The following is a 9,410-nucleotide window of genomic DNA, read 5'->3' as shown; positions in this document are numbered from 1 at the left end:
CTCAGGCCACCGAGGACGATGTGCACCTTGTCCTTGGTGATCAGCTCCTTCATCGTCGCCGATGCCGCCGCGGGGTTCATCTTGTCGTCGCGCTCGATCGACTCGACCTTCCGGCCCATGATGCCGCCGCGCCGGTTGATCTCCTCGATCGCAAGCTGGTGCCCGGCCAACGCCGGCACGCCGTAGATCGCGCCGCCACCTGTCAGCGGATACATCGCACCGATGCGAATCGGCTCCTGCGCCGGTGCCTCACCGGCGATCAGCACGCCGACGGCCATGAGCATCAGCAATCGCTTCATAAATCGTCTCCTCCGCTTTGTGGGTTTCGGTACGGCAGCCGGCCCGACTGCCGCATCCGGACGCGGTCGCTCGCCGTCCGGCGCACTGGAGCCCGACAGGATCATCGGGCAGCCGACCTTGGACCTGGCTTCTGGGCCTCGGCGGCCAGCGGCAGCGCCAGGCGCCCGGCCAGGAGCATCGTCAGCACGCGCATCGTAATGCCTGAACCTCCTTTGATCGCGTGAGGTGCCACGTCAGAAGACCGGCAGGCCAGGGACGAGGACGCGCAGCCGGTAGACCGAGGTGGACGCCGTGATGTACAGGCTCCGGTAATCGGCATCGCCCCAGGCCATGTTGGCCGTGTACTCGGGCACATGGATGACGCCGAGGCACCGGGCCTCCGGGGTGAACACGTGGATGCCTCCCGGCCCGCAGCAGTAGACGTTCCCGACCGAGTCGATCTTCATCCCGTCCGGGGCGCCCGGGCCATCGCCGACGGTCTCGGCCCAGATGCGCCCGCCCGAGAGCCTGCCGTCGGCCTTCACGTCGAAGACGCGGATGTGCTGGCGGGCCGTGTCGTTGACGAAGAGGCGCCGGCCGTCCACCGAAAAGCAGAGCCCGTTGGGCAGGGCGAGATCGTCCACCAGGAGGATCGGGCTCTGCGGGTCGGCACCCACGCGGTAGACCCCCTGGAAGGGTAGCTCCTGCTCGCGCTTGACGCCGTAGTACTCGGCCCGGCCGTACGGCGGGTCGCTGAAGTAGATGCCGCCATCGGCGGCGCAGACGATGTCGTTGGGGCTGTTGAGCTGCTTGCCCTGGTAATGCGTCGCCAGCGGCGCGATGCGCCCGTCGGCCCCCGTGCAGGACACCTGGCTCGAGGCGTGCTCGCAGGCCAGGAGCCGCCCCTGGCGGTCCCACGTCAGGCCGTTGGACATGTTGCACGGCTTGCGGAACGTGGTCACGCCGTCCTGCGCCGACCAGCGCCGCAGGTGGTCGCCCGGCATATCGCTCCAGAGGAGGTAGTGATCCCGCGGATGCCAGAGAGGGCCCTCGGTGAAGAGGCAGCCGGTCGCGATGCGGTCGAAGGCGACCTCCGACCCAACGACGGCGGCGAGCCGGGGGTCGCGGGCCTCCAGGCTCACTTTCTCATCCGGTCCCCGGGCCTCCCGGCGACGTACCAGTCCGGCGGGTCGATCTCCTCGATGATCACCCAGATGGCCTCGCGCGGCACCTGGGCCACCTCCGAGATGGCGTCGGTCACCCGCCGCGCGATCTCATCCTTCCGCTCCTTGCCGTGCCCCGCGTAGATCCGGATGTTCACGAATGGCATCGCGCCTCCCCCCTAGGTGCCGACGGAGCAGTGAGCTGTCCGGACCGAAAGTCCCGCGAGACTAGCACGCGGGCGGCTCCCGTCGCAAGGGTCCGGAACCGCCCGGGCACAGCGCGCCGCGTCAGGAGGCGGAGCCGCCCCCGCGGGGGCCCGCTCCTGCTATGCTGGGCCCGTGGCCGACCTCGTCAACGAGCTGTCGTGGTCCCGCACCCGGGACAATATCTTCCAGGAGTGCCGTCGCCGCTACTACTTCCACTACTACGGCGCCTGGGGCGGATGGGACCAGACCGGGGACCCGGCGACGCGCGTTCTCTACGTCCTCAAGCAGCTCGGGACGCGGCAGATGTGGGCGGGGCGACTCGTCCACGAGGCCGTGGAGCGCGCGCTCTTGGCCCTCCGCGACGGCTACGCGCTCTCCGAGGCCTCGCTCATCGAGGACACGGTGCGCCAGATGCGCGAGGAGTGGAAGGGCTCGCGCGACGGGGTGTACCGGCAGACCCCCAAGCGGACAGGGCTCTTCGAGCACGAGTACGCGGTGCCGATCAAGGATGCCGAGTGGAGAGCCCTCCGCGACAACGTGGTCCGGTGCCTTCGCAATTTCCACCGGCTGCCGCTCCTCGGCGAGATCAAGCGCGCCCCCACCGACCGCTGGATCCTCATCGAGGACATCGGCTCCTTCCCCTTCGAGGGCACGCTGGTCTACGCCGCGCCCGACTTCGGCTACTGGAACGAGGCGGGGCGGCTCCAGCTCGTGGACTGGAAGACGGGTGGCAACGGCAACAACGTGGCGCTCCAGCTCGGCGGCTATGCGCTGTACGCGCTGGAGGTCCTGGGGGTGACGCCCGAGCGCGTGGACCTCCTGGAGGTCAACCTGCGTGAGGGGCGCGTGACGCCCCACCCCTGCGACGAGGCGATCCTCGAGCGCGTGCGGGAGCACATCCGGCTGTCGGTGCGGGCCATGAGGGCGTATCTGAAGGACCCTGCGCTCAACCTGGCCGAGCCTGAGGACTTCGAGAAGGCCGAGGATCTCCGGCTCTGCCGCTGGTGCAACTTCCGGGCGGTGTGCCGTCCGGAGCTGCCGCCCTTCGCGGCCGTCGAGCCGGCCCTGCCATGAGGGCGCTCCTGGCGGATCTCGACGACACGATCCTCGACTACTCGGGGGGCGCCGCCGCCTCGTGGGAGGAGGCCTGCACCGGCGCCGCCGGACCCGCGGGCATCGACCCTGGGCCCCTGGTGGCCGCCGTGGTGGCGACGCGACGCTGGTTCTGGGGGGACCCCGAGCGCCACCGGCGGGAGCGGGTGGACATGCCGGGGGCCTGGCGGAAGATCGCCGCGCACGCCCTGGAGAGCCTCGGGCTGCCCGCCCATCCGCTCGCCGCCGCGATCGCGGAGGACTTCGCGGCTCGCCGACGGGCGGCACTCTGCCTCCTGCCGGGCGCGCTGGAGGCCCTGGCCCAGCTCCGGCAGCGTGGGGTACCGCTCGCCCTGGTCACCAACGGTGATTCCTCGCAGCAGCGCGAGAAGATCGAGCGCTTCGACCTGGCGCGCTTCTTCCGTGTCATCGTCATCGAGGGAGAGTTCGGCGCGGGCAAGCCGGACGAGGCCGTGTACCGCCACGCCCTCGCCGCCCTGGGCGCGCCCGCCAGGGACAGCTGGATGGTCGGCGACAACCTCGAGTGGGACGTGGCGGGCCCGCAGCGTCTGGGTCTCCGCGCGGCGTGGGTGGACGGGACCGGCCGCGGGCTCCCCGCCGGCAGCCCGGTGCGCCCGGACCGGGTCCTGCGTTCCTTCAGAGAGGTGCTCCAGCCCGGCTGACGCGCGGCGGTAGGATGCCCTTGCGTCTCCCCCGGCAGGGGGGGACGATGCCGGCAGCGGATCCCGTCAACCGACATGTGCAGGGGGCAGTGGGGGCCGGCGGTGAGGCCGGCGGGAGGTGCCCGATGAGCATCGTGGCCATATCCCAGACCCTCGGCAGCCTGGGCGAGGAGATCGGTCGTCAGCTCGCCCAGACCCTGTCCTGGCAATGCGCGGACAGGGAGATCATCCTCGAGGCCGCCAGCCGGTTCGGCGAGGGCGTGATGACCCTCGAGCACTTCACGGAGGAGAAGCCGAGCCTCTGGGAGCGCTTCAGCGACACGCATCACCGGTACCAGACCTTCGTCGAGACCATCATCCTGGAGATGGCGGCGCGCGACAACCTGGTCATCTCGGGCCGCGGCTCGTCCCTGGTGCTGCGCCGGGTCCGGCACGCGCTGAAGGTCCGGGTCATCGCGCCCGAGCTGCTCCGGGCCCGCCGCATCGAGGTGCGGCAGGGGCTGACGGCAGAGGCCGCCGAGCACCTCGTGCGGCAGAGCGACCGGGAGCGCGCGGCCCGCCTCAAGTTCCTCTTCCACGTGGACTGGGAGGACCCGCTGCTCTACGACATGACGCTCAACACCGAGCGTGTGGACGGGGAGGAGGCCTGCCACCTCGTCCGGGAGCTGCTGGTCAGCGAGCGGTTCCGTCCGACGGCCGAGTCGCTCGCCGAGGTCGGCGACCTGAGTCTGGCCGCGCGCGCCCGCGCCACGCTCATGACGAATCCCGAGACGCGGCGTCTCGCCCTCGGTATCACGTGCCGGGACGGCTGGCTGACCGTGAGCGGAGGTGTGGACCGGGAGCAGCAGCGGAAGACGGTCGAGGAGGCCCTGGCCGGGATCCCGGGCGCGAGGGGGGTGCAGAACGAGGTGGTCGTGACCGCGCCCGCCATGGCGCGCCTCTAGCAGGCCGCTGAACAAGGCCCATCTGCGGCGTTGGCGCCCTCGGCCGCACGCTCAACGTACAGAGAGTACGCCTCGCGTGCGGCCGTCGGGTGCCGCCTTGCATCTGGACCTTCTTGAGCGGCCTGCGGAATTTCTCCGCATCCTGCTGGAGGCCGGGGCGGGTCAGCGGGCGGGGGGCCGAACGACCACCGTGCGCAGCGTCGACAGGTAGCGTCGGGCCACGCGCTGAACGTCCACCGGCGTCACCCGCCGCACCGCCGTCACGTAGCCGTCGAGGAACTCGTGGCCCACGCCTGCCGTCTCGAAGGCGGCCAGGTACCAGGCCTGGCGCGCGTTGGTGCGGCGATCCATCGCCAGGTTGCCCAGGAGGTACGCCTTGGCGACGCGCAGCTCCTCCTCCGACACCGGCTCCTGCTGGATCCGCCGCAGCTCGCGCAGCAGCGCGGCCTCCGACCTCTCCAGGTTCTCCGGCGCCGTCCCGATCTGCGCGAGGATGTAGCTCCGGTCCGCGCGCGTGGGGTAGAGGATCCCGGTCGTGTAGGCCAGCCCCTGCTTGTCGCGTAGCTCCGAGAAGAACCGCCCGGCCATCCCCCCGCCGAGCACCGTGCTGAGCACCTTCACGGCCGCATGGTCGGGGTCCGTGAGCGCCGGTGCGAGCCCACCTGCCAGGATCTGCGCCTGCGCCCCCGCCACCTCGAGGACTTCCCTGGCGCCGGACGGGACCGGCAGGGCCGCCGGGGAGAGCGGGGGCGCCGGGGCCGCCTGCGCGCCGCCGAAGAGCCGCTCCGCGTGCGCCGCGACCTCTGGCGCCTTCACGCGGCCGCTGACGGCCAGCACCATCTGCCCCGGCACGTAGTGGAGGCGGTAATGCGCCCGGAGCGTCACCTGGTCCAGCCGCTCCACGCTCTCCCTGAGGCCAAGCGGATTCCAGGCATAGCCGTGGTCGCCGAAGAGGCGCGCCGACAGCGCGTCCAGCCCCGCGTCGTAGGGCTTGTCGCCGCGGTTCCGGATCTGCCGCAGGAGGAAGTCGCGCACGGCCCGGGTCGTGCCCTCGTGCAGCGTCGGGCGGAGCGCGATGTCGGCCACCAGCTCGAGCATCTCGACCCAGTGGCGGGACAGCGCCGTGGCCGCGATCTCCGAGAAGTCCACGTCCCCGTAGGCGTCGATGCTCCCGCCCATGCGGTCGGCGGCCTCCACGATCTGGCCGCCGTCCAGCCTGGCCGTACCCCGCACCACCATGAGCTGGAGGAGGTTGGAGATCCCGGCATTCTCCCGCGTCTCCCAGCGCGTGCCCATGCGCACCCCGAGCGAGATGGCCACCACGGGCGCCGTGGGGTTCTCGCGCGCGAGCACCGTCAGCCCGTTGGCGAGCCTCACGCGCGCGACGGCCGGCCCCTGCCCCTGCGCTGCCGCCGGCACGGGCCCCAGGAGCGCCAGCAGGGCGAGCAGGATCGTGGCGACCCGGAGCCCGGGGGGGCGGAGGGGCGGACGGGCCGCGCTCACTGGGCCTTTCTCGGCACGAAGGCCAGCCGCGCGTAGTCAGTGCGGGACAGGAACCGGCGGGCCGCGTCCCGGATCTGCTCCCGGGTGACCTGCCGGAGCCGCTCCACGTAGCGGAGCTCCTCCTCGAGGGCCCAGGTGGTCTCGGCGATCCCGTAGGCATTGGCCAGCCCCTCGGAGGTCTCGATCGTGAAGGCGTGCTCGGACTCGGCTCGGGTCAGCGCCCGCACGCGCTCCTCCTCCGTGGGCCCGCTCTCCTGCATCTTCCCGATCTCCTCCAGGACGATCTCCTCGACCCGCGAGAGGTCCTTCGCCTCCAGCTCCGCCCTGAGGCTCACGATGCCCCCACCCATGAGCGCGGCGTAGCTCATGCTGATGCTCGAGACGAGCCGCTCCTCGTCACGGAGCCGGCGGGCGAGCCGCGAGCTCTCCGCGCCCGCCAGGATCGAGGCGAGCAGGTCCACCGCGAAGCCGTCCGTGTCGTCCGCCCGCGGCGCCGTCCACCCGAGCGCCAGGTGGGCCTGCTGCTCCGGGCGCTCGACCTGGCGCCGCACGCCGCCCGCGAGGGGGCGCGGCGGCGGCAGGGGCGCCGGACGGTAGCCCGAGGCGGGCGCCCGGCCGAAGGTCCGTGCCACCGAGGCGCGCACCGCTCGGGGATCCACGGGGCCCGCCACCACCACCGACATGTTCTCCGGCGTGTAGTAGCGGCGGTTGTACTCCTTCAGGCGCTCGCGGGTGGCGGCGGTCATCGTCTCGCGGGCTCCGAGCACCGGGCGGCCGTAGGGATGGCCGTCGAAGACGAGGCCGTAGAGCTGGCGCACAATGGCGGTCCTGGGATTGTCGGCCTCGATGCGGGCCTCCTCGAAGATCACCTCGCGCTCGCGCGCGATCTCCTCGGGATCGAAGGTGGAGCGGAAGGCCATGTCGGCCAGCAGCTCGATGGCCGTGTCCATGGCCTCGGAGGGGACGACGATGTAGAAGGTCGTGTAGTCGAACGAGGTGACCGCGTTGGAGCGGCCGCCGACCCCCTCCACCGCGCGGTCGATGTGCCCGGGACCCCACCTGTCCGTGCCCTTGAAGAGCATGTGCTCCTGGAAGTGGGAGTAGCCCAGCTCGTCGGGCCGCTCGTAGCGGACCCCGACCCCGACCCAGAGGTACACGGCCACGATGTCGGCGGCGCGGTGGTCCTGGATGATGAGGCGGAGCCCGTTGGGCAGGACCTCGCGGGTCGGGGAGGGGAGGTCGTCCTCGCTGCCGGCCGGTCGGGGAATCACCGTCGCCCGGGGCGTCAGCGTGCCGCAGCCGGCGGCCAGCGCCATGAGCGCGATCCCCCCGAGGGCCATGCCCCAGCTCCGGGCCATGCCGCGCATTATACAGGGGGCTTCGCGCGGGACTCGTTCAGACGGGGATGCAGGCGCCGGAGATGGCCCCCGCCTCATCGGAGGCGAGGTATGCCACCACCCCTGCGACGGCGTCAGTCGAGACCCACGCCGAGCGATCCGCGCGCGGCATCGCAGCTCGGTTGGCGGGGGTGTCCATGGTGCCTGGGAGCACCGCGTTCACCGCGATGCCGCGTCCCTTTCCCTCCTCGGCCAGGGCCTGGGTGAGCGTGATGACGGCGGCCTTGGCCACCGTGTAGGCGATGAAGCCCCCCGCGGGCGGCACGACCGCGCGCGAGGCGATGTTGACGATCCGCCCGTGGCCCGCCGCGAGCATGGGCGGGAGCACCGCGCGGCACCCCACCACCGCCGAGATGAGGTTGAGCCGCAGCATGTGCTCCCACTCGGGGAGGGGGGTCGAGGCGAGGTCGCCCCCGGCGAAGCCTCCCACCGCATTGACGAGGATGTCCACTCGGTGGTGACGCTCGAGGACGCCGGCGACGAAGGCTGCGAGCGGCGTCTCGTCGCTCAGGTCGGCCGGGGCCGCGTGCAGCCGGGCGCGCTCCGCCTCCCCGAGGCGGCGGCGCAGCGCTTCGAGCCCCTCGGCTCCGCGGTGCGGGACGCAGACGGTGGCTCCGGCCTCGAGGAGCCGCCTGCAGATCGACTGTCCGAGCGCCCCCGCGCCCCCCGTCACCACCGCCACGCGGCCGGCGAAGGACACGGACGCCCGTGCGAGGCGGTCCGCGCGCGCCGCAGGCTCGGCGGCGAGGGCGTCCAGCCGGGCCGCCAGCGCGAAGTCGCTCGCCGTGATCCCCCCGGCCTCGTGGGTGATGAGGTCCACCGTCACCCGGTTGTAGGCGTTGGACCAGTCGGGGTGATGACCCAGGGCCTCGGCCTCGTGGGCCGCCGCCGTCATGAAGGCGAAGGCGTCGACGAAGTCCCGGAAGGTGAAGACACGGTGGAGCCCTTGGTCGAGGGCGGTCCACCCGGGGAGGGTCGCGAGCCGCCGGGCGATCTCGCTCTGGCTGAGCCGCTCGGGTCGAGCCACGGCGGGCGGTTCTCAGGATGGGGCGGGCGCAGCCATCAGGCCTGCACGCTGGATGTCTTCGTAGCGGACGCGGCTCACGTCGAACGACTCCAGGTTCTCGTTGAGCTTCTTGAAGGTCTGGTCGAAGCTCGGCAGCATCTTGCGCTGGCGGGTGAGCGGGGTGGTGCGCGCGAGCACGAAGTTCTTCACGTAGGGGTGGCTGATGCCGCGCTTCTTGAGCCGGGCCACGACCCCGGCGAGAGCCTCGTCCGCCTCCGCGACGCGCGCGGCGCGCTCTTCCCGCTCCGCCAGCGTCTTCGGGAACGTCCCCTTGAGGAACCTGTCCACGCGCCGGAGGATCGGGGCGAAGGCGCCGCCCGAGAAGCGCTTGTTCTGCTCGTAGAGCAGCCCCAGCGTGATGAAGTGAGCCGCCTCGAACTGGAAGGCGTACTCCTCCTCCCCGCTCCTGGGCTCTGCGCCCACGAGCCCCCGGTACATCCGGACCACCTCCAGCGACTTCTCCTTGAGGTTATGCGCCTTCTCGGTGTTCAGCGCGAGGATCTGGAAGGCCACCTCGGCCTCGGGCACGAGGATGGCGGGGATCATCTTCGCCTTGAGCTTCTCGAGCGCGGCCCGGCGGTGGTTGCCGTTGGGTGTCCAGTACACGCCGGGCCTCGGGGACATGGCGACGATGGGGTCCACGAAGCGGTCGAGCTTCCTGACGACCGCCTGAAGCCGCTTGACGTGGGTGGGGGAGAGGTCGCGCTGGTAGGGGGTGGCCTCCACCTTCGCCATGGGCAGCAGGCAGAAGATCTGCCAGTGCTCGCCCACCGGGTCGCGATAGAGGGCCAGCGCCCGGCCGCCGTCCTTCTCCACCTGCTCGGCGAGGGCCTGCGCCTGCTTCGAGGGGGCTTCGTCGGGATGGACGACCCACCGGGGCATGACGAGACCCATTATGCCTCAGGCGCCGGAGCCCGGCGAGGAGCGGCCCAGGCCCGCGTGTCGCGGTCCGGATGTTCGTCAACAGGCCCGGGGCGGGGGAGGGGGCGCGCTCCCCGGAACCGTGGCTTCTGCGTGTGGCCGGAGCAGGAGACCTCCATCTCGTGGCCCGTTCCGACCGGGCGCATCGCGTGACG

At 71.8% G+C, this 9,410-nt stretch carries 10 protein-coding genes; 3 read left to right on the top strand and 7 right to left on the bottom strand.

The features are described from left to right. The 3 genes from HYV93_00050 to HYV93_00040 form a co-directional block, all read right to left on the bottom strand. Window positions 1-299 (bottom strand): ABC transporter substrate-binding protein (locus HYV93_00050; protein ID MBI2524358.1); only part of this gene is annotated, 299 nt, incomplete at its 3' end. Window positions 300-533: 234 nt separating this feature from the next. Beyond that, window positions 534-1,421: an SMP-30/gluconolactonase/LRE family protein gene (locus tag HYV93_00045; protein ID MBI2524357.1), complete on the bottom strand. Its 888-nt coding sequence runs from the start codon at window positions 1,419-1,421 to the stop codon at window positions 534-536. Beyond that, the gene (locus tag HYV93_00040) at window positions 1,418-1,609 is read right to left on the bottom strand and encodes a 4-oxalocrotonate tautomerase family protein (protein MBI2524356.1); all 192 of its coding nucleotides are present in this window, start codon (window positions 1,607-1,609) and stop codon (window positions 1,418-1,420) included. Before HYV93_00040 ends, HYV93_00045 begins: the two co-directional genes overlap by 4 nt. Window positions 1,610-1,781: 172 nt before the next feature. Between HYV93_00040 and HYV93_00035 the strand changes: the two genes are divergently transcribed. The 3 genes from HYV93_00035 to HYV93_00025 all read left to right on the top strand — a co-directional run bounded on the left by HYV93_00035 (window position 1,782) and on the right by HYV93_00025 (window position 4,368). Continuing rightward, a complete protein-coding gene (locus HYV93_00035) occupies window positions 1,782-2,723 on the top strand; it encodes a PD-(D/E)XK nuclease family protein (GenBank protein ID MBI2524355.1) in 942 nt (313 codons plus the stop codon). Beyond that, window positions 2,720-3,424, top strand: coding sequence for an HAD family hydrolase (locus HYV93_00030; protein ID MBI2524354.1), 705 nt, complete (start codon window positions 2,720-2,722; stop codon window positions 3,422-3,424). The genes HYV93_00035 and HYV93_00030 overlap by 4 nt, the downstream gene beginning before the upstream one ends. Window positions 3,425-3,549: 125 nt before the next feature. Further along, window positions 3,550-4,368, top strand: a complete 819-nt coding sequence (locus HYV93_00025) for a cytidylate kinase family protein (GenBank protein ID MBI2524353.1) — start codon at window positions 3,550-3,552, stop codon at window positions 4,366-4,368. A gap of 162 nt (window positions 4,369-4,530) precedes the next feature. Here HYV93_00025 and HYV93_00020 read toward each other — a convergent pair whose 3' ends face one another. From HYV93_00020 to HYV93_00005, 4 genes are read right to left on the bottom strand one after another with little or no spacing between them, the layout of a single operon-like run. Beyond that, complete coding sequence (locus tag HYV93_00020; GenBank protein MBI2524352.1) at window positions 4,531-5,871, bottom strand: insulinase family protein; 1,341 nt, start codon at window positions 5,869-5,871, stop codon at window positions 4,531-4,533. Then, a complete protein-coding gene (locus tag HYV93_00015; GenBank protein MBI2524351.1) occupies window positions 5,868-7,229 on the bottom strand; it encodes an insulinase family protein in 1,362 nt (453 codons plus the stop codon). The genes HYV93_00020 and HYV93_00015 overlap by 4 nt, the downstream gene beginning before the upstream one ends. 37 nt (window positions 7,230-7,266) lie before the next feature. Then, window positions 7,267-8,295: a 4a-hydroxytetrahydrobiopterin dehydratase gene (locus tag HYV93_00010; protein MBI2524350.1), complete on the bottom strand. Its 1,029-nt coding sequence runs from the start codon at window positions 8,293-8,295 to the stop codon at window positions 7,267-7,269. A gap of 12 nt (window positions 8,296-8,307) precedes the next feature. Beyond that, entirely contained in the window at window positions 8,308-9,228 is a 921-nt protein-coding gene (locus tag HYV93_00005) for a chromosome partitioning protein ParB (protein MBI2524349.1), read from the bottom strand. Window positions 9,229-9,410 lie beyond the last annotated feature (182 nt).

It is taken from the genome of Candidatus Rokuibacteriota bacterium, assembly GCA_016188005.1.
Taxonomy (GTDB): Bacteria; Methylomirabilota; Methylomirabilia; order Rokubacteriales; family CSP1-6; genus UBA12499.
This window is presented reverse-complemented; position numbering and strand designations above follow the sequence as displayed.